A 23,882-nucleotide genomic window follows, 5' to 3' on the forward strand; every position below is an offset into this window, starting at 1 on the left:
GGGCGGGGCCGGGGTGGTGCGGTGCTGCGGGGGCGGGGTGGTCTGGCCCTGCGGGGGCGGGGTCGGGGGCGGAGTCGGCTGCCGCGGCCGGGTGCGCCGGCGTGGTCGGGGCGTTGTCCGTCGCGTGGCCCGTCTCGTCGCGGGCTCCCCGGGGGCGCAGCCAGGGCGGCCCCGCGTGCCGCCGTCGACGGCCCGCCCCTCCGGTGCGCTGCTCATCCATACCGGCCACGCTAGACGCCGCCCCGCCCCTGCGGCGTCCGCCGGGCGCAGTGGCCGGACGTACTTCCCCGGGAGTACGTCCGAGGGAAGCCCGGCCCCCCACCCCCTCCGATCGGCCTTCCGGTCCGCTGTCGCGTCAGTCCTCCAGGAGGCCCACTCCTGCGGCCAGTTGGGACACGGCCTGGTCGAAGAACGCCGGGCGGTCCTCGACGACCCGGTTGAACTGGCCGAACACCTCGAACGACACCAGCCCGAACACCTGCGACCACGCCGCCACCAGCGCCGCGACCACGGCAGGCGGCAGGTCCGGCGCCAGATCGGCCGCGATCCGCTCGGCCTCGTCCCGCAGCCCCTCGTTCATCGGCGGTACGTGCACACCGGGGCCCTGAACCGCGTCCCTGACGACGTTCATCAGCAGCAGCCCGACCCGCGAGGCCGGTTCGACGGTGGTCCGCGGAGCGGTGTAACCGGGCACGGGCGAGCCGTAGATCAACGCGTACTCGTGCGGATGCGCGACCGCCCACTCCCGCACCGCCCGGCACACCGCGAGCCAGCGTTCCCTCGGCGTCGCGTCCGCCCGTACGGCCCGGGCGTGCGCGGTCTCGGCGGCGGCGCCGAGGGAGTCGTACGCGTCGACGATCAGCGCGGTGAGCAGTTCGTCCCGGCTCGGGAAGTAGCGGTAGAGCGCCGAGGAGACCATGCCGAGCTCGCGGGCCACCGCGCGCAGGGAGAGTTTGGCGGCGCCCTCGACCGCGAGCTGCCGGCGGGCCTCGTCCTTGATCGCAACGGTCACCTCGGCCCGCGCCCGGGCTCGGGCGCCCAGGGGTTTGCCGGTGCGGGGGGCGGGCTCTTGGCGCGGGGGGCGGGGGTTGTCGCTCGTCATGGGGGCAGTGTGGCAGAGCGGCGCGCCGGGGTGAGAGCAGTGCTCTCTTTCGAGAGCGGTGCGCTGGGATGCGAGCGGTGATCTGGAGCGAGAGCGGCGGGCCGGGCGCGGAGCGGTGCACTAAAACGAGAGCACTGCTCTTGCTTTGGGTGGCACGACCGTGGAACACTGCTCACAAGCGAGAGCAGTGCTCACAGTTTGGCTGAGCTTGGCTTGGCTTGGCTTGGCTTGGCTTGGCTTGGCTGAGCTTGGCTTGGCTTGGCTTGGCTGTGAGCGAGACGAGAACGGATCCCGCGATGACTTCCTCGACTCCGGCGCCCTCCCCGCGCCCCTACTACCTGCGCGCCGGCGCGGTCGCCGCTCGCCTGAACCGGGTGGTCGGCTGGCTGGCCCGGCACGGCGTCAGTCTCGCGGGCTCGGCGGAGCTGTCGGTGGTGGGGCGGAAGAGCGGCAGGATGCTGCGGCTTCCGGTCAACCCGTACCGCCATGGTGGCGAGCTGTATCTGGTGTCGGCGCGGGGGCACTCGCAGTGGGTGCGCAATATGCGGGCGGCGGGCGAGGGCGAGTTGCGGGTGGGCCGCAAGGTGCGCCGGTTCACGGCGACGGAGCTGGCCGACGACGGGGCGAAGGTGGAGCTGCTGCGCGGCTATCTGGAGCGTTGGGGGTGGGAGGTGAACGGCTACTTCAAGGGCGTGACGGCGAAGTCCGACGACGCCGAACTCCTCGCCGCCGCACCGGACCACCCGGTGTTCCGCATCACGGTCCGGGAGTGAGGGGACCGGTCAGAGCGGGGCGGAACGAGGCAGAACCGGCCGGTCCGCGCCCGAGTGGGCTGGGTGGCCGGGAGCAGCCGGTGCGCGGCGGGGGCTCACCGGCCTCCCCAACTTGCCGCTGTGGAACGGCGGTTGGCGGTTGCCTGTTGACTGTTGGCGGTGGACGAGTGAGGTGGCGCCCCCACCCGCCCACCGCGCAGGCGCGCGCGCACATGCCAATACGTGCACATGCCAGCACGCACACGCACACGCACGCACACGCACACGCACACGCCCTAGGCCGAGCCTTCGGCTCCCTGCTTCTCTTCCCGGTCGAGCACCGAGAGGGCGCGTCGGGCGAGCGGGTGGGTGCGGACGATCTCGGTGAGGGAGCTGGAGCCGCGGGTGATGCGGGCGAAGGCGTTCCAGGCGGGGCGGAAGCCGGTGATCGCGGCGTGCAGGAGGCCGGGGCGGCGCTCGAACACGCCGAGCATGCGACGGCCGAGGCTCATCTCGACGCCGAGGCCGGCCCGTACGGCGAAGGCGTAGTTGAGGGCCTGCCTGCGGGCGTCGACGGCGTCGTGGGCCTCGGCGACGCGGACCGCCCACTCCCCCGCGAGCCGTCCGGAGCGCAGGGCGTACGAGATGCCTTCGCGGGTCCACGGTTCGAGGAGTCCGGCGGCGTCACCGCAGACGAGGACGCGGCCGCGGGAGAGCGGGGAGTCGTCGCTGCGGCAGCGGGTGAGGTGGCCGGAGGAGATGCTCGGCTCGAATCCGGCGAGGCCGAGGCGGGCGATGAAGTCCTCCAAGTACCGCTTGGTGGCGGCGCCTTCGCCGCGCGCGGAGATCACGCCGACGGTGAGGGTGTCGCCCTTGGGGAAGACCCAGCCGTAACTGCCGGGCATGGGGCCCCAGTCGATGAGGACGCGCCCCTTCCAGTCTTCGGCGACGGTTTCCGGGACCGGGATCTCCGCTTCCAGGCCGAGGTCGACTTGGTCGAGCTTGACGCCGACGTGGGCTCCTATGCGGCTGGCGCTGCCGTCGGCGCCGACGACGGCGTGGGCGAGGAGGGTTTCGCCGCCGGTGAGGACGACGGCGGCGGTGCGCCGGTCGGGCACTGCGGGGCCGTGCTGTTCGACGCGTGCGACGGTGGCGCCGGTGCGGAGTTGGGCGCCGGCTTTCTGTGCGGCTTCGACGAGTTGGTGGTCGAACTCGGGCCGGTTGATGAGGCCGAAGAGCATCTGCTTGGAGCGGCGCGTACGCGCGTACTTGCCGTCGAGGGAGAAGGTGACGGCGTGCACGCGGTCGCGCAGGGGCAGTTCGAAGCCGGGCGGCAGGGCATCGCGCGAGGGGCCGATGATGCCGCCGCCGCAGGTCTTGTACCGGGGCAGTTCGGCTTTTTCGAGGAGCAGTACGCGGCGTCCGGCGACGGCCGCGGCGTACGCGGCGGACGCACCGGCGGGCCCGGCGCCGACGACGATCACGTCCCAGACCTCACGGTCGGCGCCGGCCGCGGGGGCAGCCTCGACGTCGGCCGCGGGGTCGGCCGCGTCGGCCTCGACGTCAGCCGCGCCGTCGGCGTCGGCGGCCACCGTCTCGGTCTCGCCGGGCCGCCCGTTCTCCGCAGGTCCGGCCTCCGCCTCGGCCTGCGACTCGGCCTGCGACTCGGCCTGCGACTCCGACGGCGGCTCCGGCTCCGCCCCGGCCTGCGGCTCCGCCCCAGCCTGCGGCTCCGGCTGTGCGGCCTGTTCCGGCTCGGGCGATCGGGCCGCCTCGGGGGTCGTTCCGTCCGGTTCCGCGCCCGGCTGGTCCCGCCGCTCGTCGGCCGGCTTCTCGCTCGAGTTCTCGCTGCTCACGATGGGCTGCTGCTCCGATCCAGCTGTCTTCCGCCGCTGTCCACGGCATCCTACGGCGGGCGCCGATCGCACCCTCCTGTGGGAAGATCGGCGCACATATTCGAAGTGCGCACACGCACTCATACGTACTCAACGTCGCACCCACAAGGAGCGTGCCCATGCCGTCGCAGCAGATCGCCGCAACCGTCGCCTCTCTCATGCCGCAGGCGCGGGCGGAGCTGGCCGAACTGGTGGCGTTCAAGTCGGTGGCGGACTTCACGCAGTTCCCGAAGAGTGAGAGCGAGGCCGCCGCGAACTGGGTGGCGGACGCGCTGCGCGCCGAGGGCTTCGTGGATGTGGCGCTGCTCGACACCCCGGACGGCACGCAGTCCGTGTACGGCTTCCTGCCCGGCCCGGAGGGCGCGCCGACGGTGCTGCTGTACGCGCACTACGACGTGCAGCCTCCGCTGGACGAGGCCGGCTGGGCGACGCCGCCGTTCGAGCTGGTGGAGCGGGACGGGCGGTGGTACGGCCGCGGGGCGGCGGACTGCAAGGGCGGCGTGATCATGCATCTGCTCGCGCTGCGCGCCCTGAAGGCGAACGGCGGGGTGCCGGTCAACGTCAAGTTCATCGCGGAGGGTTCGGAGGAGCAGGGCACGGGCGGTCTGGAGCGGTACGCGGAGGCGCACCCGGAGCTGCTGAAGTCCGACTCGATCGTGATCGGGGACAGCGGCAACTTCCGGGTGGGCCTGCCGACGGTGACGTCGACGCTGCGCGGCATGACGCTCGTGCGGGTCGAGGTGGACACCCTTGAGGGCAATCTGCACTCCGGCCAGTTCGGCGGCGCGGCCCCGGATGCGCTGGCGGCGCTGGTGCGGGTCCTGGACTCGCTGCGGGCGGAGGACGGGTCGACGACGGTGGACGGGCTCGACGGCGACCAGTCGTGGGCGGGCCTGCAGTACCCGGAGGAGGAGTTCCGCAAGGACGCGAAGGTCCTCGACGGCGTGGAGTTGATCGGCGGCGGCACGGTGGCCGACCGGATCTGGGCGCGCCCCGCGGTCACCGTCCTCGGCATCGACTGCCCGCCGGTGGTCGGTGCGACCCCGTCCGTGCAGGCGAGCGCGCGGGCCCTGATCAGCCTGCGGGTACCGCCGGGCGCGGACGCCGCCGAGGCGACGAAGCTGCTGCGCGCGCACCTGGAGTCGCGTACGCCGTGGGGTGCTCGGGTCCGCACCGAACAGATCGGCCAGGGCCAGCCGTTCCGCGCGGACACGGAGAGCCCCGCGTACGCCGCGATGGCGGAGGCCATGCGCCTCGCGTACCCCGGCGAGGAGATGCAGTACGCCGGGCAGGGCGGTTCGATCCCGCTGTGCAACACCCTCAGCTCCCTCTATCCGGACGCGGAGATCCTGCTGATCGGCCTGAGCGAGCCCCAGGCGCAGATCCACGCGGTCAACGAGAGCGTCTCCCCGGAGGAGCTGGAGCGTCTGTCGGTGACGGAGGCGCTGTTCCTGCAGAAGTACGCGACGAACTGACGGGCCGACGCCCGAGGTTGAGGGCGCGTCCCGCCGCGAACCGCTGATCCGCACCACCGCGGACCGCTGATCCGCACCACCGCGGACCGCAGATCCGCACCACCGACGAAACCATCGATGCGTCCGCTCGCACAGGGTCATCTGCTGTCAGCAGATGACCCTGTGCCGTGTGCTCCTGCCTGCCTAGGCTCGTGGGCATGAGCGAGAACCAACCGCCCGTCGGCCCCGCACGGCCGCCCGAGGTCGTCGAGCTGCTGCCCGGCCGGCTGCACCTGCTGCGTTTCGTCGTGGGCCAGGCCTATCTGTGGTCCGACGAGGGCGAGTTGACGCTGATCGACACCGGCCCGGCAGACGCCGCGCGCGGCATGGCGGAGGCGGTGACGGCACTGGGGCACAGTCTCGCCGAGCTGCGTCGCATCGTTCTCACCCACTTCCACGAGGACCACGTCGGCGGCGCCGCCGAACTCGCCCGGCGGACCGGGGCGAGGGTGTACGCGCAACCGCGTGACGCCGTGTTCGTACGCGGCGAGAGACCGGGCCCGCCGCCCGTGTACGAGGAGTGGGAGGTGCCGATCCACCAGCACGCGAAGAGCCTGCTCCCGGACCACGCCCCCGCCCCCGTCCCGGCGGACGCGCTGGAGGAGATCGGGCACGGGGACGTGCTGGACTTCGGCGGCGGCGCCCGCATCGTCGGCGCGCCCGGGCACACGGACGGCAGCGTCGCCGTCCATCTCCCGCGCCACGGCGTGCTGTTCACCGGCGACGCGATCGCCGCGTCACCGGAGGACGGGCAGGTGATGCTCGGCGTGTTCAACCTCGACCGGCGGCGCGCCATCGCCTCCTTCCGCGAACTCGCCGCCCTGGAGCCGCACATGGCCTGCTTCGGCCACGGCGACCCAGTGCTGCACGACGCGGGCACGGCACTGCGGGCAGCGGCAGGGAGGTACGAGAACTGAGCCGCCCCGGCCGGCCTCACCCCACCGGCACCCCCGCCTCCAGATACAGCGGGCGGCCCTGGCGGCGGGCGCGCAAGGCCCAGCGCAGGCGCTCGTAACGGACCGGAGGCAGCAAACGGGAGGCCTCCTGTTCCGTGACGAAACGACAGTCACGAAGCTCCGGGCCGGGCAACAGCACACGCTCCGTGGCCGCCCTGTCCAACCGGCCGCCGTCGAACAACAACCGCATCCCACCGAACCCCGGCGGCTGCGGAGCCTCCCAGTCGATCAACAACAAGCTGGGCAGAGAATCGAGTCGTATGCCCGTCTCCTCGGCGACCTCGCGCACCCCCGCCCGCGCGGGCGCCTCCCCGGACTCCACGACACCCCCGGGAAACTCCCAGCCCGCCTTGTACGTGGGATCCACCAACAGCACCCGGTCCTGCTCGTCGAACAACAACACCCCCGAGGCCAGCGTCTCCGACGTGGGCTCCGGGGTCTGCACGATGTCGCACAACCCCGCATCCCCCGTACGCACCGCCTCCGCTATCCGCTCCGCCGTCTCGTACGGAGTGAGGGCACTCGTGTCGACAGGATGGGCGTCCCCCGTGAGCCAACCGGCCAGCGCGGCACGGTACGGCTCGATGTGCTCGTACGCCCACTGCCGGACATCCGCCGAACCCTCCGCCGGCCGGTTCGCTATACGTGCGCGCAGGATCGTTTCGGCCGGCGCGAGCAGCACATGGCGCACGGCTATGCGGCGCGAGGCGAGGCCGCCGAAGATCTCGTCGCGGTACTCCTGACGCAACAGCGTCATGGGGACGACGAGGACGCCGCCGACCTCCTGCAGCAGCGCGGCGGCGGTGTCGACGACGAGGCGGCGCCAGATCGTCAGGTCCTGGAAGTCGGTGACCTCGTCCAAGTGCTTCTGGGGCAACAGATGGCGCAGCCCGCGGCCGATGACCTCGGGGTCGAAGAGCGTGCTGTTCGGGATCAGTTCGACAAGGTCCTGTGCGGCAGCGGTCTTGCCCGCACCGAACGCACCGTTGATCCAGATGATCACGGTTCCCCCTCTTCTCTTGGCCCACTGTGGCTTGCCCGCTCCACCGTGCCGGGAAAACCACGACGCCTCTCGTCCCGTGTTCATCCGGTTGCGGAAAATTCCCCGGCGAGCGGCGAGCGGAACCCGCCGGCACCGGCAGATCAGGGCACACCTTAGAGCTCGTTCCTGGTGAGGGATTCGCGCGGGGGCGGAAACGGCACGTGCCGGAATAGCACGCGGAATGCGCGGTGTTCACAACTCCCGGACAGCACAGTCTTGTTGGGCATTTTCGGTGAGGACGGCGGCACCCGGGAGACAAGTCGCGGGGAATTCGCCGAAGGCACGGCACGCTGGGCATATGCCGTGTGTCCGGATGACTGCAGGCCGTCGGACCAGGCCCCTAGGGTCGAGCACATGTCCCCCGTTTCCGACTCCCGTGATCGCGCGCGCTCCGCGGAAGAGCTCAATGCGGAGATTCGCGCGCTCTGGCCGCACGGCTCGGCGACTTTGTCCGGGGAGCAACGCGCCGAGTACGAACGGCTGGTCGTGGAGTGGTCGGCCCGCCTCGCCCAGGAGCGGCTCGCATTGGACGCGTGAAGACGCGCGAAAGAGTCTTTGGCCATGGGTTCACCGAATTACCCCGGCGAACCTCAGTGCCCTCATCAACTCCTTTATGCACAACGGGAGTTCAGGCCCCCACCGTCCCGTCGACGCCCTCCCTGAGGAAGTCCGCGTGGCCGTTGTGGCGGCCGTACTCCAGGAGGACGTGGATCATGACCATCCGCAGGGAGACCTTCTCGCCCCAGCGTGGCTGAAATCCGGCCACGTCGAGCGAGTCGGCGGCGCGCTCGATCCGGCGTGACGTCTCGACCTCGGTCTCCCAGGCGGCGAAGGCCTCGGCGCGGGTGGCGTCGCTCGCGTCGTACGCGGCCTGGAAGTCGATCTCGTCGGACCAGACCAGCGGGACGTCCTGGTCCTCGAACGCCCGCCGGAACCAGGCGCGTTCGACCTCGGCCATGTGCCGCACCAGGCCGAGCAGCGACAGCGTCGACGGCGGCATGGACTGCCTGCGCAGCTCCTCGTCGGTCAGGCCCGCGCACTTCATGGCGAGGGTCGCCCGGTGGTAGTCGAGGAAGGCCCGCAGCGTCTCGCGTTCCCCGCCGAGCTTGGGCGGCCCGACCCGCGCGTCCAGCTCCTCCGGGCCGGCCACCGGGCCCTCCCCCGCACCGGGCTCCTGCCGTGGCTGCTCGTTCACCGTCATCCTCGCTCCCCGTACCTCGTCCTCGCACTGATGGCGGGCCAGTATCCCGTACGGCATTCGGACGCGACGCGTCCGCTCGGGCGGGACGGGTTACGGAGTCAGCGCTTCCACGAAGGTGAAGCGTCCCTTTCCTGCGCCCGGCCGGTGCAACTGGACGAGGGCCATGGGCCGTTCGACGGGTTCGCCGGTCTGCTCGTGGAAGGCCAGTTCGCCGGTGGCGCCGCGTACGACGTTGCCGTTGTTGAGCTGGCCCAGCTCGGCCCGTACGTCGGCGGCCACGTTCTTGCTGCCCGGGTAGTGCGAGTACGCGGCGCGCGCCGCCCGGCCCACGGCGAGGACCGCGTCGTGCCCGAGCATGGCCTGACCGTCGGCGAGGGAGGCCGGGGTGCCGCCGCGCACGGCGAGATAGTCCCGCTCGAACCGCGGGTACGGGGAGTTGGGGCCGTCGCCGTACGTCTCCGGGGCGACGCGGGGGTGGGTGAAAGCGGTGTAGAGGACCTTGACGCCGGCGGCGGACCAGCGTTCGTCGAGGGTGCGGAGCTCCTCGGTGCGGCTCGCGCCGGTCGTGTCGAAGAACACGCCGACCGCGCTGGAGCCCGAGACGAGGGTGACCGGGCAGCGGCGGCCGCCCTCCCCCGCCGCCTCGATCAGGCTGCGGATCTCCCGGCCGCGGCCCGCGAAGTACACGGCGTCGGGCCGCTGTTCGCCCTCGCGGCAGATCTTGTCGGCGGCGCCGTGCAGGGCGTTGCCCGCACCGCCGCCCGCGTCCGACCAGACCGGGATGAAGCCGGGGCGGACACGGACGCCGAGTTTCCGCGCGGCCTTCTCGAAGTTCTCGCGCAGCGCCTTGTTGTAGCCGTCGTCCTCCTTGCGGTCCCACACCACCTGCACGTCGTAGTCGGCCTTCTTCCCGGACTTGCGGGCGGCGGCCTCGGCGGCGTCCTGCTCCCGCTTGAGGTGGGCGGCTGCGGCCTGCGCCTGGTCGCTCGCCGGGAACGAGACACGGAAGAAGCCGGCCCGGCCGGAGACGAACTGGTCGGCGGCGACGGTCGCGCCGACCGTGGGCACGCCCGCGTCGCGCAGGCGTCGTACGGCCTTCAGGGTGCGGGAGTTGCTCTGCCCGACGCCCACGACGGCGGCGAGGCGTTCGGTGCCACGGAGGGCGAGGACGGCGTCGACGACCTTGTCGGCGTGGGCGTCGCCCTTGCCGGTGTTGGCGAGCAGCAGCCGGATCCGGGGCCGGGTGCCGCGCTCGCGGTTGAGGGTGCGCTGGGCGAGGTGGGCGCCGGTGACGGCCTCGACGGTGGCCTCCCGGCCGCGGTCGGCGGAGCCGCCGGACATGGACTCCATGTGGACGACGGTGACGGGCTTCTCGTCGGCCACGCGCCGGTTCTCGGCGTGGATCTTCGCGCTGATGTCGCCGAGCCCGGGGAAGGCGTGCTCGCCGTCGCTGAGGCCGATGCACTGCCCGTCGGAGGTCTAGACGATGCCGTCGGCGCACTCGGGCTGCCGGATGAGCAGCACGTACGCGGCGACGGCCACGACGAGCACCGCGCACACGGCGACGAGGGCGCGCAGGCCGCGCCTGCGGGGCGCGCTCGGCGGGCGGATGACGGCGGCGGGGTCCGGCTCGAACGCCCGCTGCCGGTGCGGGAGTTGTGATTCCTGGTCGTCACCGGTGTCCACGGCTACCACGGCTCCTTGCTGTACTGCAGGGCCTTCTGCAGCAGGGCCGCCACCCACACGACGTCCCCGGTGTGCGCTGCGGCCAGCGTGTTGAATCGGGCGTTGATCTCCGGGTACAGCTCGGCGTACGGATCGGCGAGCGGGTCGCCGTACGGGTCCCCCACCAGGTCCGTCGCCGCGTCCTCGGGCGGTTCGGGGCTGATCCAACTCGCCGCGAGGAGCCGCGTGATGGTGCGCAGGCGCGGGCCGACCGAGTCGTCGTCGAGATGCCGTACGAGCCACTCGTACCGTCGCCACGGCCGGTGGTCGTCGGCCTCGCGCGGGGCGGGGAGCGGGGCGCGGCGCAGGCGGCAGAGGGCGGCGCACCAGTCGCGGACGTCGCCGGCGCCGAAGGTGTCGTCCAAGTAGGCGGCGGCGTACGGGAGTTCGCCGAGGGCGAGGGCGTGATAGGCCTCGGTGAGGCGGTCGCCGCGGGCGTGGGCGGCGGCGCGGCGGCGGGTGTGCGCGGCGGCCGGGTCGTCGAGGCCGCCGAGGAGGAGGCGGCGCAGGACGGGGTGGGGGACGCCGGGGCCGCCGTCGCGGCGGGGCTCGCCGGTGTCGTGGTGCAGGGTGCGCAGGGGGTCGGAGCAGAAGTCGAAGAGCCCTGCGGGCGGGCCTGCGGCGCTCTCGGACAGGCCGTCCGAGACGAGGGACTCGGCGAGGTCGGGGGCGACGGCGGCCTGCTGGAGGATGCGGCGCAGTTCGTGGGAGAGGCCGAGGGGCAGCAGCCGGTCGAGCAACCGGCCGCTCTGCGGGCCGGGTTCGAGGACACGGCGCAGGCGTTCGCCCCAGGGTGTGGTGGCGCGGAAGTCGTGGAGCCCGGCGAGGACGTGGCTGGTGGCGGCGGGGTGGCCGCGGGTCAGTTCGTGCACGATCCAGCCGAGCCAGCTCACGCCGACGGCGCCGAGTGCGGGCGGTCCGCTGGGCGCGGGCACGGCGTCGAGCACGTCTGCGGCCTGTTCCTGCACTTCGGCGCGGGTGAGGTTGCGCAGCTGCCCGATGACCCGGCCGCCGCCGTCCAGCGGTTCGGGCGCGAAGGGCCGGCCGGGCGGCCAGACTCCGACGGCGGCGGGCCGGTCGGCGTGGCCCGTGCGGCCCGCGGTGGCGGCGTCCGGGTAGCTGCCGGTGGTGGCGAACAGGACGAGCGGGTCGGCGGGGTGCGGGGTGCGGGCGGCTTCGAGGAGGTGCAGGAAACGTTCGCCGAGGCGGTTGTCGACGTTGTCGAGCAGCACCAGACAGCGGGCGGCCCACTCCTTGCCCTCGTAGGCGCGGACCAGGTCGGTGAGGAAGGTGTCGAAGATCTCCTGCTCGGCCCGGTGTTTCCCGCCGCGTTCAAAGACGTGGTAGTCGCTGCTGACGGCGACGAGTTTGTCCAGGGCCGACACGGTCGACGTGAGTCCTGCGCGGGTGCCGAGCGCGGTGTGCAGCCGGCCCCAGGCGCGGGTGCGTTCGGCGAGCGGCACGAGTTGCAGGACGGCCGTGGCGAGCGGCGGCAGGCCGACGAGGGGGCCGGCTATCTGGCCGACCTCGATGGCGGTGGCGAGGCGTTTGCCGAGCGGGATGGCGAGCGCCTCGGCCATGGCGCGGCGGGCGTCCTCGCGGCCCATGTGGTCGACGGGCACGGTGAGTGCCTTGCGCGTCAACTCGTAGCCGCGGAAGGTGAGATGGGGCGGGTGCTCGCGGCGGGCCTGCAGCGTGAACGCCACTTCGTGCAGCACGTCGACGGGCTGTCTGTCGCTCTGCGCGAACCGCATCAGGTCGAGGTGGGCCATCGGCAGCAGCGCGGCGCTGCCCGCGAGCGCGTCGAGCAGGGTGGTCTTGCCGCTGCCGCGCGGGCCGAGGATCAGCGTGAAGGGCTGCCCGGAGTCGTCCTGCCGCTGCGGCAGCACCCGGGCCTCCAGGTACGCGCGTACGGACCGGTCCCGCGCGGACCTGCCCGGCCAGTGCTGCGCCATGCTCCCGCCCTCTCGCGCAGGGCCGCCACGACGCTGTGGCGGCTTCGCAGAGGATCAATATCGCGGGGCGGGGGAAGGGGTGCAAGCGACTTGCGGATGCTCCTGAGTCCATGTCACATGGCTTGTGTCACAACGAAGTTGACCGACTCCTAGGGCACCGGCCGCTTTCGGCCATGCCTGCCCGGTGGTGCCGCCGTACGCGGTTCACACGCCACGGAGCAACTGCTCCAGCCCGCGGTCGAGTTCGCGGCCGACCTCCTCGCGCCCGGCGGCGACGACCGCGTACGTACGGAGCAGGAAGCGTTCGAGGACGGCGCGGTCGAACTGGACGAGCGCGAGGCCGTACGGCGAGTGGAACTCCACGACGGTGCGCGCCCGCCCGCACGGCCAGATGTGCACGTCCCCCGTCCCCGCGGGCACCCGAAGCCCCTGGTCCAGGAGCTGGCGGGCGAACGTCCAGGTCACGTCGGAGCCGTCGACGCTCGCCTCGGCGGGGAAGGCGATGTGCAGGGCGAGCGGGTCGGACGCGACGTACCGCAGCGTGGCGGGCACGGTGCACTCGCGCTCACCGGGCGTGACGAGTCGGGCACGGGTGGGCTGCTGGAGGGTGACGGCCATGATCGGGCTCCCCTTCGACGAGCTCGACGCGCTCAGAGCCTCTGGGTAGGGACTGCGTACGGGCTGCATACGGGCTGTTCCGTGATGGGCTGAGCGCGGGTGGATCCGGACACCTCTACGAGCCCGCGGCGGCGCCGTTCCTTACGGCAGAACACACCCTCCTTCTGTGACCTGCGCCACTCCCCCCTCCAGATTCCGACATTTCCCACCTACGGTGGCGAAGTCCCCCGAACCCCCCGCAGTGGTACGGAGTGCTTCCTGTCATGTCCGACGTCCCCGTCGGCGCCTCCGCACACGCGTCGGTCGACGAGCCCGCGGCCCTGCCCGCCACGGACTCCTACGCCCGCGTGTACGAGGAGGAGCAGCCGCGTCTCGTGGCCTACGCCCGCTCGCTCACCGGCAGCCCCTGGGTCGCCGACGATCTCGTCGCGGAGGCCCACTTCCGGGTCTGGCGGCGGCTGTCCGCCGGTCACCAGATCGACAACGTGCCCGCCTACCTCCGGACCACGGTCCGCCACCTCGCGGAGGCGGTCGGGCGCAGCGCGGCACGGGAGACGCCACGCGACCCGCAGGCGCCGGAGACCCTGCAGGTGTCCGTCTCCGACCCCGATCCGGCAGAGCGCGCGGCGGGCGTCGACCTGCTGACGCGGGTGCTCGGCGAACTGCCCGAGCGGTGGGTGAAGGCGCTGTGGCTGGCCGAGGCGGAGGGCCAGCCCCTGGAGACGGTCGGCCGGCGCATCGGGGCAGGGAGCGGCGCGACGGCGGTACTGCTGCACCGGGCCCGTGAAGGCATGCGGCAGGCGTTCCTGCGCGCCCACCCGGGCAGCCCGAGCGATCCGGCGTGCGCGCCGCAGTGGGAGCTCATACCTGGGCACATACGCGGCAAGCTGTCCGAGCGGCAGTCGAACCGGCTCCTCGCCCACCTCGACGACTGCGCCGACTGCCGCGCCCGTGTCGTCGCCCTGACCAGCGCGAACAACCGCCTGCCGGCGCTGGTGGGCCCGGCGCTGCTGATCTTCGCTCTGGGCGGTGCGGGCAAGTTCTTGCTGCCGCTGGCCGCGGGGGCGGGGGCAGTCGGGGCTGGGGCTGGGGCTGGAGCGGCTTCTGCTTCGGGCTCGGCTTCAGCGTCTGGCTCTGGCACTGCTTCTGGCACTGCTTCTGGCTCTGCTTCTGCCTCTGGCTCTGGCACTGCCTCTGCGGGGCAGGGAGGCGGTGCGCTGCACGGGCTGCAACACCTGTTCGCCGGGGGCGGGAAGACTCCCGTCGCCCTCGCCGGTACGGCCGCGGCAACGGTCGTCGGCGCGGCGGTCGCCGCCGGCCTCCTCCTCTCCGGCCCGGACCCGGAGGCATCCGCCTCCCACCCCCCGAGGCCGACAGCCCGCACGGAATCGGCGGAGCCCGAGCAGCGGAAGGGGGAGGAGTCTCGGGTGGGACCGGGGGCCGGGTCTGGCGTCGGGTCCGGAGGCCGGTCCGGGGACGGATCCGGCTCGGACGCTGGGGCGGGGGCTGGAGCTGAGTCCGGTTCCGGGACTGAGTCCGGTTCCGGGGCGGGGGCTGGTGCCGGGACCGAGGCTGGTTCCGGGGCTGGTGGCGGGGCCGGTTCCGGTGGAGGGGGCTCTGCTGAAGGCGGCGGGGGTGGAGCTGCCGCCGGAGGCGGTGGTGCCGCCGGTGGCGGTGCTGGTGTCGGCGGCAACGGTGGCGGTGGTACCGCCGGAGGTGGGGAGGGCGCCGCGGGAGGTGGCGGCGGTGAGGAGCAACAGGCTCCTGCCGAGGCGGCCCCGAAGTCCGAGCCCGCGGAACCTGCTCCGCCCCAGGCCCCGGCCGCCCCCGCCGAACCGGCCGCGCCGCAACCCCCGGCCGACGCGCCTGCCGAGCCGAACGCCCCCAACACCCCTGACGCTCCAGGGCAACCGACCACACCCGGCGCCCCCGAGGAGCCAGGCGACCCCAACCGCCCAGGCCGCCCCAACCTGCCCGACGCCCCCAACGCCCCCGACACTCCACGGCTACCCGACGCCCCCAGCCTCCCGGACCGCCCAGGCCAACCCAACACCCCTGGCGCCCCCGAAGAGCCGGGCGAGCCCGACCACCCCGGCCGCCCCGACCGGCCGGACGACCCCAACACCCCCGACACTCCAGGGCAACCGACCACACCCGGCACCCCTAGCCTCCCGGACCACCCGGGCACACCTGACGACCCCGCCCGCCCAGATCTGCCTGACGCACCCAGCGCCCCGGCCAAGCCCGAGGTACCAGGTGCCCCCGAGGAGCCGAGCGAGCCGAACCACCCCGGTCGCCCCAACCTGCCCGGCACGCCCGACCAGCCGAACACCCCCGGCAACCCGGGCCTGCCCAACACCCCAGACGGGCCCGACGGATCCGACGACCCCCACGGCTCCGGCGAACCGAACAACTCAGGCGTGCCTGACGAGACAGACCGGCCCAACGCCCCCGGCCTGCCCGACACCCCCGGCACCTCCGACCAGCCCGACTCCCCCGAGGGACCCGACGGACCGGACACGGACACCCCCGGCCTGCCCGACGATCCCGACGACACCGGCACCTCCGGCCGCGCCAACGAGTCCCACGTACGCGACGAACCCGACGAACCCGAAGCCCCTGACAACCCCGGCTCGCCGGACGACGCCGACTGACCAACGGAGCGGACACCCCACGCTCACACAACGAACCCAACACACCAGGCCCGCCCGCCCCCGGCCCTCGTACGACACCAGCGCCCCCGGCCTGCCAAACGGATCCCACGTACGTACCCGAAGTACCCGACCCCCGGCCCGCCGGACGACGCCGACTGACTCGACGGAAGTGGCCCCCGGGCGCACCCAACGCCCGAGGCCCATCCGGCGCCACGGCACCTCCGACCAACCCAACGGGCGCGACGAACCCGACACCCCGGCCTGCCTGACACCCCCAAGGGACCCGCTGAGCCGGAAGCCTCAGGCCTGCCTGACGAACCCAACCGTCCCGGCGCCTCCCGCCTGGCCGGCGAGGCCACCGAAGCCCCGACGACCGGTCGGCCGGACACCGCCGACTGACCCGACCGGAACGGACACCCCGGGCACGGGCACACCGACGACCCTCGCGCCCCAGGCCCGCCTGACACCCCAACACCGCCGACGACCCCGGGACCTACGACCAGCCCAACCGGTCCGACGACCCGCTCCCCACCCCGCCGGACACCACAACCTGGGCCGAACCACCGCCCCGCCGGCCAACTCCCCGGCCACCACTCCCAGTTGCCCGAAACCGCACCGCACGGCGCAGCGACCATCACGAACGTGGGCGCCGCGCCGTGTCAGTGGGCCGGGGCCGCTACCGCCCGTTCACCCGCGGACGAAGTGGAAGATGCCCCACGTCAGGTGGCCGCGGCGGCCGCCTTCGGTCCAGTGGGTGAGGCCCTTCTTCATCTGGGCCAGGTAGTCGTGGCTCACCTCCCGGGCGAGGCCCTCCCGTTCCTGGCGGTTGGTTTCCGCGAGGACGCGTGCGTAGTGCGTGGAGAGTTGCTCGCGGTGTTCCTCGAACCCGTCCTCGACAGCCCCGTCGGCCCCCTCGCTCCCCTCCCCCGGCACGAATCCGAGCGCGCGCAGTTCGCGGCGGTAGAAGCCGGGTGAGCCCATGTCGTCGAGGTGGATGCGGTCCAGGATCGGCTGGAGCACTCCGGGCGGGCAGTCGTCCGCGGCCATCGGGTCGGTGAAGATCAGCCGTCCGCCCGGCTTGAGGACGCGGGCTATCTCCTGCAGCACCTTCACACGGTTCCCGCTGTGCAGGAACGCGTCCTGGGACCAGACGACGTCGACCTCGGCGTCCCCGTACGGGATGTTCTCGAAGGAGCCGTCGACGACCTCGATGCGGTCGGTGAGGCCGCGGGCCGCGTTGAGTTGGCGGTGGCGCCGGTTCTCGACCTCGCTGAGGTTGAGGGCGAGCACCCGGCACCCGTACCGCTCGGCGAGCAGCCGGGCCGAGCCGCCGTAGCCGGAGCCGAGGTCGAGGACGACGGTGTCCTCGGTGAGCGGGAGTTTGCCGGCCATCCGCTCGACCGTGCGGCGGCTCGCGTCGGCGATGGCCTCGCCGGGCTGCTCGTACAGGCCGATGTGGATGTCCTCGCCGCCCCACACCTTGGCGTAGAACGTGTCCGCGTCCGGCGAGTTGTAGTAGGAGCGGGCGGTGTTGACGGCGCCGGAGTAGCGGGCGTCGGACTCCTCGGCGCGGTACTCCTTCTCCGCGACGTGGACGAAGAAGTCGGGCTGCTCACCGCGGTAGGTGTGCTGGAAGTCGCCGTACGTCTCGACGCGTTGGAAGCCCACGTCGGTCATGAGCCTGCGCGTGTACTCCTTGCGCAGCGGGAACATGTTGAGGTGGTACACGGAGTCGTCGGGGAAGTGGTACCGCATGCGGCACAGTCCGTCGTCGACGTACTCCGGCTCGACGGTGACGTCCTCGCCGCAGTAGTAGTACTTGTGCTGGCTGGTGTAGCCGTCGTCGAGGATCGCGTCGTAGTTGCGCTGGTCGAGGACGAGGATGCCGTCGTGCTTGAGCATCGCGTAGAACTCGGCGAGGGCCTTGCGGCGGTCGCGTTCGGAGAACAGGTGCGTGAAGGAGTTGCCGAGGCACACGATGGCGTCGTACTCGCCGTGCACGTCGCGGTTGAGCCAGCGCCAGTCGGCCTGCACCACGCGCATGATGTGGCCGCCGTTCTTCATGCCGTTGGCGAAGGCCTTGGAGAGCATCTCCGCGCTGCCGTCGGCGCTGACGGTCTCGAAGCCGGCGGCGAGCAGCCGCACGGAGTGGAAGCCGGTGCCGGTCGCCACGTCGAGGACGCTCTTCACGCCTCGTTTGCGCAGCAGATCGACGAAGAAGTTGCCTTCGCTCTCCTCTCGTTTCTGCCAGTCGATGAGCGAGTCCCACTTCTCGACGAAGCTGGGGACGTATTCCTCCGTGTAGTGGCCGGTTTGCCTGACTGCGACAGGGTTGTCGCCGAACTCCTGGGCCGGTCGCACGATTCTGGAGAACCCTTCGATCGTCGGTTGCCGAGCGTTCGGGGGATGCTCGGTCCATGCGTCGACGCCTCGGGCGGGCCCCGGGGCGCCCGAGGCATATCGCTATCCAGAGCCTGACGGTTCATCCCTTCAACTGCCGTATACATGACGGCTGTTGGCTGGGCAGCGGGGATCTTCGGGCGTGTCGGCCGCAGTCAACCGGGTTCTCGGCCCCGATGCGCCGCCGCGGTGGCGTCCGCGGGGCGCCCGGCCTCCGCCCGGCGCCGCCGTGGTCACGGACGCGGCGGCGCTCAGCCCTCGCCCACGGGCACGCCCTCCGCCGTCTCGTCGCGGTGCGGCGGCCAGGCGGGGCGGTGGGACTCGGGGAGGTCGGCGAGGGCCTGGGCGACGGTGCGGCGGGCGGGCAGCAGTTCCGTGCTGCCGGTCTGGGCGAGGAGTTCGGCGAGGCGGCGGCCGACCCCGGCGAGGATCAGGCGGCCGCCGCGCCGGGCGAGCAGCCAGCGGATGGCGAGCAGGCAGTTGAGGCCGCGCGAGTCGCAGAACGCCAGGGCCGTGACGTCCAGGACCAGGTGGACGCGCCCGGCGGCGACGCTCGCGCCGAGGGTGGCGAGGAAGAACTGCTCGGCGTTGTGGTCGAGTTCGCCGCTGACGCGCAGCACGGCGGAGTCTTCACGGGCGGCCAGCTCGGTGATGGTCAGGCGGTGGCTCTGCGGGGTCATCGCTCCTCCGTCCGGCTGCCGGGCGCGCGCCCGTGTTCGATGCGCCCGGGCCGCCTTCCGCGTGTGCGCGACCCGTGTGCGTGCGCCCGGGGGTACGGTCCGGCGCCGTACGCCGCACTGCGCGCCGACTGCGCCGTCACACTCCCCCGCACCGCCAACCTACGTCCACATCGGGGACGTTGGGGCGACATCGCGCCATTTCCCGGCCGAACCCCACGCGAACCACTCGCTACCACGCGGTACCCGTACGGACACCGTCGTACGGAAGTCTGCGTCCGTGCGCGCACCCGCCCTCGCTCCCTCGACCCCTCGCGTCCGGTCGGCCCCGACGTACCGTGGAGGGAGACCGTGGGCAGCCCATCTCCGAGAGGAGCGCAAGGTGACCGAGCGGAAACCACCCGGCGTCAGCTTCGAGTCCTGGGTCGACAAGCAGATCCGGGAGGCGGAGCAGCGCGGCGACTTCGCGGACCTGCCGGGCATCGGCCGCCCGCTCCCGGACCTGGACCGGCCGTACGACGAGACGTGGTGGCTCAAGGACAAGATGCGGCGCGAGAACGTGTCGGTGCTGCCGCCCACGCTCGCTCTCCGCAAGGAGGCCGAGGAGGCGCTCGCCGCGGCCGAGGAGGCGCCGACGGAGGAGCGGGCGCGCGGCATCCTCACGGAGATCAACAAGAAGATCCGCGACGCCCTCCTCCGCCCGCCGCCCGGCCCGCCCCTGGGCATCAGGCCGTACGACGTGGACGAGGTGCTCGCCCGCAGACGCGCCCGGCGCGAGCGCTGAGCGCGGCCGGGGAGGCGCACAGGGGGAGAGGCAGGCGAGCCGGGCAGGCTGGGCGTGCTGGGCGGTCCGGGCGGTTCCGTGGTTCGGGGAGAATGGACGTCCGCGTTCCGTCGGAGCGCGGCTCGCCCGTAGCCCTCCCGCCCTGGAGTCCGCCGCCTTGTCGAAGCACTCTGCCGCCACCCCCGACCGCCGTGCCGCAGCGGAGACCGATGCCGCCCGGCACGAGCCGACGGCGCGACTGCGGCAGGAGCTCAAGGCGGACTGCGGCAGCTGCTTCGGGCTCTGCTGCGCGGCCCTGCCGTTCGCGGCCTCCGCGGACTTCGCCGTGAACAAGGCCGCGGGCACGCCGTGCACCAACCTGCGGACGGACTTCAGCTGCGGCATCCACGCCCGGCTGCGCGACAGCGGCTACCAGGGCTGCACGGTCTACGACTGCTTCGGCGCCGGCCAGCAGGTGTCGCAGGTGACGTTCGGAGGCCGCGACTGGCGTGCGGAGCCGGACCGTTCGCGGGAGATGTTCGCGGTGTTCCCGGTGATGCGCCACCTCCACGAACTCCTCTGGTACGTGAACGAGGCCCTCGCCCTGCCGACCTCCCGCCCCGTCCGGGCCGAACTGCGGCGCGCCCTGGACGACGTACGGGAGTTGACCCGCGCCGACGCCGCGACGGTCACCGCGGTGGACGTGCCCGCGCTGCGCGGGGAGGTCAACGTCCACCTGCTGCGGGCGAGCGAACTGGCCCGCGCCGCCGTCCCCGGCAAGAAGCGGAACCACCGCGGCGCCGACCTGATGGGCGCCCGCCTGCGCCGCGCCGACCTGCGCGGCGCCAACCTCCGCGGCGCCCTCCTGATCGCCGCCGACCTCGCGGGCGCCGACCTGCGCACGGCCGACCTCATCGGCGCCGACCTGCGGGACGCCGACCTCACGGGCGCGGATCTGCGCGGCGCCCTCTTCCTCACCCAGGCGCAGGTCAACGCGGCCCGCGGTGACGGTCGCACGCAGCTGCCCGACACGGTGACGCGGCCCGCGCACTGGACGGACTGACCCGCACCACGGCGGCCTGGACCGCACCACGACGGCCCGGAACGACACCTTCCGCCACGGCCGCTCCCGAGTCGGCGCGCCTGACCGGGGCCGTCCGGCGGGCCCGCGAAGCTACTGGCCGGGCCGTACGCACAGGCACGTACGCACAGGCCCGCCCCGAGCGGAATGCGGAAGGAAGCGCCAGCCATGAGCCAGAGCAGCCCCGAGTTCGTGTACGTGATCTACATCCAGACCACCCCGGAGAAGCTCTACGAGGCGCTCACCGACTGGGAGTTCGTCAAGCAGTACATGGACGGCTGGGGCCCGCTCTCGACGTGGGAGGTCGGCTCGACCGTCAAGTGGCAGATGGGCCCGGACGGCGAGGCGGAGGAGCTCGGCCAGCGCGTCCTGGAGGCGAAGCCCGGCCGGCGGCTCGCGTACACCTGGCACACGCTGCAGCCCATGCACCGGGAGATGATCGGCATCACCTCGGACGAGGAGTGGGAGCGGGCCGTCAGGGAGCGGTCCCGGGTCGCCTTCGACATCGAGCCCGCCGAGGAGGCCTCCGCCGGGGTGAAGCTGACCCTCACGCACGACGGTTTCGACAGCCCCGACAGCAAGATGCTGGAGAGCGTCAGCGGCGGCTGGGTCATGATCCTCTCCGCCCTGAAGACCCTCCTGGAGGGCGGCCGTCGCCTCGCCGATCAGCGTTGAGCCGCATGGTGGGCGCATGGAGGGGCGGGGAAGTCCGGGCCTCATCGGACTTCCCCGCCCGCTCTGCGGTCCCTCGGCCCAGGCGGGCCGGGAACCGGTCGGTGGCGCCCGTACCGCCTCAGCGGCGGCGGGCGGCGGCGTACTCGCGCAGGAACAGGGCCTCCACGTGCGCCATGTGCTCGATCTCCGCGGGGTCGACGGACTCGTCCGGCGCGTGGATCCGGCAGCTCGGCTCGGCCACGCCCATGAGGACGATCTCGGCGCGCGGGAACGCCTCGGCGAGCACGGTGCACAGCGGGATCGCCCCGCCCTGCCCGAGGAACACGAGCGGCTTCCCGTACACCTGCCGCATCGCCGAGCCGAGCGCGGCGTACGCGGGGCCGTCGGTCGCGGCGCGGAACGGGGCCACGGCGCCTTCCGGTTCGACGCTGACGCGGGCGCCCCAGGGCACGGCGTCGGTGAGGTGCTCGGTGAGTGCGGCGAGCGCGGCGGCCGGTTCGGTGCCGGGCGGGACGCGCAGGCTCACGCGGGCGCGGACCCGTGCGGGCACGGCTTCGCGGGAGCCGACCACGGGCGGGCAGTCGATGCCGAGGACGGTGACGGCGGGGCGCGCCCACAGGTCGTCGGCGACGCTCCCGGCTGCTGCGGCGCCCTCGGTTCCGGTTCCGGTTCCTGGGCCGGCTGACGCCGCCGCTGAGGCTGAGGCTCCGGTGAGGCGTACGCCGTCGAGCACGCCCGCGTCGGTGCGGAACCGCTCCGCGTCGTAGCCCGCTCCCCCCCAACTGCCCGCGCAGTCGAGGCCGTTGACGCGTGTGGCGCCGGTGTCGGGGTCGCGGAGGGAGGCGAGGAGCTGGATGAGCGCGGCGAGGGCGTCGGGGGCGGGGCCGCCGAACATGCCCGCGTGCACGGGCCTCCGCAGCGTCTCGACGGTGACGACGAGGGAGGCGCGGCCGCGCAGCGACACGGTCGCGGAGCCGGTGCCGGCCTCGGCGTTGCCGGTGTCGCACACCAGGGCGGCGTCGGCGAGGAACTGTTCCGGATGCTCGGCGACGTACTGCTCCAGAGCGCCGGTGCCCTGCTCCTCGGAGCCGTCCGCGACGAACTTCAGGCCGACGGGTATGTCCTCGCCGAGGGCGCGCAGCGCGGTCAGGTGCATCACGATGTTGCCCTTGCAGTCCGCCGCGCCCCGCCCGTACCAGCGCCCGTCGCGTTCGGTGAGCGTGAACGGCGGGGACGTCCAGGCGGACTCGTCGAGCGGGGGATGCACGTCGTAGTGGCAGTGCAGCAGCACCGTGGGGGCGCCGTGCGGGGGCGGGCGGTGGCCGAGGACGGCGTGGCTGCCGTCGGGGGTCTCGGCGAGGTGCACGTCCCGGAACCCGGCCTCGGTGAACGCGTCGGCAACCCACTGGGCGGCCCTGCGGCACTCCTGCGGCCGGTACTGGAGCGGGTCGGCGACCGAGGGGATGGCGACGAGCTCCGCGAGATCGCGCCGGGCGCGCGGCATCAACGCCGATATCTTCCCGCCCAGTTCGGTCATCTGCCCTGCCTCACGCCGGTGCCGCCGAAGCGCGCGTGTCTCGGGTGTCGAGCACGTGCCACGACGTTAATCGGCCTGCGCGGGGCGTGCATGTCGGGCGTGTCGCCCGTGCCGCCGCCCGTGTGCCGGGGCCGGTCAGACCGGCGGGGCCTCGGACACGGCCTCGGGCTGGGACTCGGGCAGGACCTTGCGCGGTGCCGTGCGCGGAGCCGTGCGTGGGGCTTCGAGGGTGAGCAGCCGGGTGGTGCTGCCGTCCTCCTCGGCGAGATCGCGTACGTGCACGAAGCCGAGCTTGTGCAGCAGCGCGAGGGAGGCCTCGTTCGGGGCGGCCACCGTGGCGTGCACCTCGGTCAGACCGAGGGTGCCGAAGCCGTGGTCCAGCACGGCCCGCGCGAGCTCCCCGCCGAGGCCCCGGCCCCAGGCGTCGGGATGCAGGGCGTAGACGATCTCGTGTCCGCCGCTCTCCTCGGTCGGCTTGATCTCGGCGTGCCCGGCGTACCGCCCCTCGTGCCGCACGGCCCACACGTCGAACAGCCGCCGCGCGTACACCTTGCTGAAGATCCGCCCGAACAGCGCCCGGTCCCGCTCCTCGGACGTGGTCCCGTCCCCCATCCACCGGTGCACCCGCTCCTGACGGAAGAGCGCGACGAAGTCCTCCTCGTCCTCCGGCCGGTACGGGTCCAGGTGGAGGCGCGGGGTGCGGAGGCTCGGGGTGCACGGATGCGGGGCCGGGGGCGTGGCGGTGGTCGGGTGCCGGTCAACGGGCGTACGGGGAGGGGTGGTTGGGGTCACGGGGGCAGGTTACCGAGCCCCGCGCGGCGATTCCGGAGTACCGTCGTCCCTATGCCGTCCCTCTCCCCTCGCCTCGCCGCGGCGGTCGCGGCGCTTCCGCTGGCGCCCCATCTGCGGGTGCTCGAGATCGGCTGCGGGCCGGGAGCCGCCGCGCGTGCCGTGGCCGCACGGCTCGACACCGGGCACGTCGTGGCGATCGACCGGTCGGCGGCGGCCGTGGCCCTCGCCCGGAGCTCCTGCGCGGCGGAGATCGCGGCGGGCCGCCTGACGGTACGGCAGTGCGCGGCCGAGGAGTTCGAGCCGCTGCCCGGCGAGGGGCCGTTCGACCTCGTCTACGCGTTCCGGGTCGGCGCCCTGGACGGCCGGCACCCGGAGGCGGGCACCCGCGCCCTGTACCGCATCACGGCGGCCCTGGCCCCCGGAGGCCGCATCTTCATCGACGGCGGCACGCCACTCCGGGAACTCCGCCCGGGGCGGGCCGACTGACGGCTGACGTCCGCCCGCTCCGCTTCGACCCGCAGGACATCGACGCCGCCACCGTCC

The 23,882-nt window shown here is 73.1% G+C and carries 21 protein-coding genes and 1 pseudogene; 9 read left to right on the forward strand and 13 right to left on the reverse strand.

What is annotated here, in order from left to right:
- Together ACIDOF_RS22945 and ACIDOF_RS22950 are read right to left on the reverse strand one after the other, a co-directional pair.
- Positions 1 to 220 (reverse strand): annotated as a pseudogene (locus ACIDOF_RS22945) (hypothetical protein); the annotation flags it as partial.
- 135 nt (positions 221 to 355) lie between these two features.
- Positions 356 to 1,102, reverse strand: a complete 747-nt coding sequence (locus ACIDOF_RS22950) for a TetR/AcrR family transcriptional regulator (RefSeq protein WP_409007911.1) — start codon at positions 1,100 to 1,102, stop codon at positions 356 to 358.
- Between the two features lie 296 nt (positions 1,103 to 1,398).
- Between ACIDOF_RS22950 and ACIDOF_RS22955 the strand changes: the two genes are divergently transcribed.
- Positions 1,399 to 1,875: a nitroreductase family deazaflavin-dependent oxidoreductase gene (locus ACIDOF_RS22955; RefSeq protein WP_409007912.1), complete on the forward strand. Its 477-nt coding sequence runs from the start codon at positions 1,399 to 1,401 to the stop codon at positions 1,873 to 1,875.
- Between the two features lie 275 nt (positions 1,876 to 2,150).
- Here ACIDOF_RS22955 and ACIDOF_RS22960 read toward each other — a convergent pair whose 3' ends face one another.
- Complete coding sequence (locus tag ACIDOF_RS22960; protein WP_409008121.1) at positions 2,151 to 3,338, reverse strand: geranylgeranyl reductase family protein; 1,188 nt, start codon at positions 3,336 to 3,338, stop codon at positions 2,151 to 2,153.
- A 530-nt stretch (positions 3,339 to 3,868) separates the two neighbouring features.
- On the opposite strand from ACIDOF_RS22960, the gene ACIDOF_RS22965 reads away from it, so the two are divergent.
- Both ACIDOF_RS22965 and ACIDOF_RS22970 read left to right on the forward strand, forming a co-directional pair.
- Positions 3,869 to 5,224 carry a dipeptidase gene (locus ACIDOF_RS22965; RefSeq protein WP_409007913.1) on the forward strand — a complete coding sequence of 452 codons (1,356 nt, stop codon included), beginning with the start codon at positions 3,869 to 3,871 and terminating at the stop codon, positions 5,222 to 5,224.
- A 197-nt stretch (positions 5,225 to 5,421) separates the two neighbouring features.
- Complete coding sequence (locus tag ACIDOF_RS22970; protein WP_409007914.1) at positions 5,422 to 6,180, forward strand: MBL fold metallo-hydrolase; 759 nt, start codon at positions 5,422 to 5,424, stop codon at positions 6,178 to 6,180.
- A 16-nt stretch (positions 6,181 to 6,196) separates the two neighbouring features.
- Here ACIDOF_RS22970 and ACIDOF_RS22975 read toward each other — a convergent pair whose 3' ends face one another.
- On the reverse strand, positions 6,197 to 7,222 hold the full coding sequence (locus ACIDOF_RS22975; RefSeq protein ID WP_409007915.1) for an NUDIX domain-containing protein: 1,026 nt from the start codon (positions 7,220 to 7,222) through the stop codon (positions 6,197 to 6,199).
- 393 nt (positions 7,223 to 7,615) lie between these two features.
- Here ACIDOF_RS22975 and ACIDOF_RS22980 point away from each other — a divergent pair, with 393 nt between their 5' ends.
- The gene (locus tag ACIDOF_RS22980; RefSeq protein WP_409007916.1) at positions 7,616 to 7,798 is read left to right on the forward strand and encodes a hypothetical protein; all 183 of its coding nucleotides are present in this window, start codon (positions 7,616 to 7,618) and stop codon (positions 7,796 to 7,798) included.
- 91 nt (positions 7,799 to 7,889) lie between these two features.
- On the opposite strand, the gene ACIDOF_RS22985 is transcribed toward ACIDOF_RS22980, so the two are convergent.
- The 5 genes from ACIDOF_RS22985 to ACIDOF_RS23005 all read right to left on the reverse strand — a co-directional run bounded on the left by ACIDOF_RS22985 (position 7,890) and on the right by ACIDOF_RS23005 (position 12,760).
- The gene (locus ACIDOF_RS22985; RefSeq protein ID WP_409007917.1) at positions 7,890 to 8,462 is read right to left on the reverse strand and encodes a DinB family protein; all 573 of its coding nucleotides are present in this window, start codon (positions 8,460 to 8,462) and stop codon (positions 7,890 to 7,892) included.
- A gap of 90 nt (positions 8,463 to 8,552) precedes the next feature.
- On the reverse strand, positions 8,553 to 9,845 hold the full coding sequence (locus ACIDOF_RS22990) for a hypothetical protein (RefSeq protein ID WP_409007918.1): 1,293 nt from the start codon (positions 9,843 to 9,845) through the stop codon (positions 8,553 to 8,555).
- Between the two features lie 96 nt (positions 9,846 to 9,941).
- The gene (locus ACIDOF_RS22995; RefSeq protein WP_409007919.1) at positions 9,942 to 10,148 is read right to left on the reverse strand and encodes a hypothetical protein; all 207 of its coding nucleotides are present in this window, start codon (positions 10,146 to 10,148) and stop codon (positions 9,942 to 9,944) included.
- Between the two features lie 2 nt (positions 10,149 to 10,150).
- Positions 10,151 to 12,142, reverse strand: a complete 1,992-nt coding sequence (locus ACIDOF_RS23000; RefSeq protein ID WP_409007920.1) for an ATP-binding protein — start codon at positions 12,140 to 12,142, stop codon at positions 10,151 to 10,153.
- Positions 12,143 to 12,346: 204 nt separating this feature from the next.
- The gene (locus ACIDOF_RS23005; RefSeq protein WP_409007921.1) at positions 12,347 to 12,760 is read right to left on the reverse strand and encodes an SsgA family sporulation/cell division regulator; all 414 of its coding nucleotides are present in this window, start codon (positions 12,758 to 12,760) and stop codon (positions 12,347 to 12,349) included.
- 263 nt (positions 12,761 to 13,023) lie between these two features.
- Between ACIDOF_RS23005 and ACIDOF_RS23010 the strand changes: the two genes are divergently transcribed.
- Positions 13,024 to 15,414 carry a sigma factor gene (locus tag ACIDOF_RS23010; protein WP_409007922.1) on the forward strand — a complete coding sequence of 797 codons (2,391 nt, stop codon included), beginning with the start codon at positions 13,024 to 13,026 and terminating at the stop codon, positions 15,412 to 15,414.
- Positions 15,415 to 16,101: 687 nt separating this feature from the next.
- On the opposite strand, the gene ACIDOF_RS23015 is transcribed toward ACIDOF_RS23010, so the two are convergent.
- Entirely contained in the window at positions 16,102 to 17,775 is a 1,674-nt protein-coding gene (locus ACIDOF_RS23015; RefSeq protein ID WP_409007923.1) for a methyltransferase domain-containing protein, read from the reverse strand.
- Between the two features lie 290 nt (positions 17,776 to 18,065).
- A complete protein-coding gene (locus ACIDOF_RS23020; protein ID WP_409007924.1) occupies positions 18,066 to 18,494 on the reverse strand; it encodes an STAS domain-containing protein in 429 nt (142 codons plus the stop codon).
- A 379-nt stretch (positions 18,495 to 18,873) separates the two neighbouring features.
- Here ACIDOF_RS23020 and ACIDOF_RS23025 point away from each other — a divergent pair, with 379 nt between their 5' ends.
- The 3 genes from ACIDOF_RS23025 to ACIDOF_RS23035 all read left to right on the forward strand — a co-directional run bounded on the left by ACIDOF_RS23025 (position 18,874) and on the right by ACIDOF_RS23035 (position 21,010).
- Positions 18,874 to 19,275, forward strand: coding sequence for a DUF1992 domain-containing protein (locus ACIDOF_RS23025; RefSeq protein WP_409007925.1), 402 nt, complete (start codon positions 18,874 to 18,876; stop codon positions 19,273 to 19,275).
- Positions 19,276 to 19,513: 238 nt separating this feature from the next.
- Positions 19,514 to 20,317 (forward strand): pentapeptide repeat-containing protein, encoded by an 804-nt coding sequence (locus tag ACIDOF_RS23030; protein WP_409008122.1) that lies wholly within the window; start codon positions 19,514 to 19,516, stop codon positions 20,315 to 20,317.
- Positions 20,318 to 20,503: 186 nt separating this feature from the next.
- Positions 20,504 to 21,010, forward strand: coding sequence for an SRPBCC family protein (locus ACIDOF_RS23035; protein ID WP_409007926.1), 507 nt, complete (start codon positions 20,504 to 20,506; stop codon positions 21,008 to 21,010).
- A 118-nt stretch (positions 21,011 to 21,128) separates the two neighbouring features.
- On the opposite strand, the gene ACIDOF_RS23040 is transcribed toward ACIDOF_RS23035, so the two are convergent.
- Both ACIDOF_RS23040 and ACIDOF_RS23045 read right to left on the reverse strand, forming a co-directional pair.
- Entirely contained in the window at positions 21,129 to 22,547 is a 1,419-nt protein-coding gene (locus ACIDOF_RS23040) for a dipeptidase (protein ID WP_409007927.1), read from the reverse strand.
- A 135-nt stretch (positions 22,548 to 22,682) separates the two neighbouring features.
- Complete coding sequence (locus tag ACIDOF_RS23045) at positions 22,683 to 23,231, reverse strand: GNAT family N-acetyltransferase (protein WP_409008123.1); 549 nt, start codon at positions 23,229 to 23,231, stop codon at positions 22,683 to 22,685.
- Positions 23,232 to 23,390: 159 nt separating this feature from the next.
- On the opposite strand from ACIDOF_RS23045, the gene ACIDOF_RS23050 reads away from it, so the two are divergent.
- A complete protein-coding gene (locus ACIDOF_RS23050; RefSeq protein WP_409007928.1) occupies positions 23,391 to 23,825 on the forward strand; it encodes a class I SAM-dependent methyltransferase in 435 nt (144 codons plus the stop codon).
- Positions 23,826 to 23,882: the final 57 nt, after the last annotated feature.

The sequence above is a fragment of the Streptomyces sp. Da 82-17 genome (assembly GCF_046098215.1).
GTDB lineage: Bacteria > Actinomycetota > Actinomycetes > Streptomycetales > Streptomycetaceae > Streptomyces.